The 391-nt window shown below is 42.7% G+C and carries 1 protein-coding gene; it reads left to right on the top strand.

The annotated features are described in order from the left end of the window. Positions 1–192 precede the first annotated feature (192 nt). Positions 193–391, top strand: a 199-nt coding sequence (locus Q5762_RS37310) for a hypothetical protein (RefSeq protein ID WP_315896752.1), incomplete at its 3' end; no start/stop codon positions are given.

Genomic DNA, 391 nt, shown 5'->3' with positions numbered 1-391 from the left:
GAGCGTAAGCGACTGATCACGAAATGGGTCAGTGATGTCAAAATGGGTAATTAATCTCCCCTCGCAGCTCGGTGATTGAATCCGAGCTGCCTAATTCTATCAATCGATTTATTTTACCGTCATCCGGTGCCGGTTAATGTTGTGCTGCCTAAATACTAGGTGGTCGTTCATCTTTTTTCTCGGAGTAGAGTTATGACTGAGAATATTACGTCCATGAAGCAAAATACGGGTGCTATTCATAACACTGATCCTGTTTTTTATTGGATCGGTTTAGCCATCGCGGCATTTATATTGCTCCCTTCTTTTGCTCTTGATTATGGTTTGTTTGATTCAACCTCAGATGAGTTTTACGAAGCGATGGGATGGAGTCAGCCAAGCATCGCTTGGTTAT

It is taken from the genome of Streptomyces sp. P9(2023) (assembly GCF_032436795.1).
GTDB lineage: Bacteria > Actinomycetota > Actinomycetes > Streptomycetales > Streptomycetaceae > Streptomyces.
Note: the sequence above shows the minus strand (reverse complement) of the source record. Positions and strands in the feature narration are given on the sequence as shown.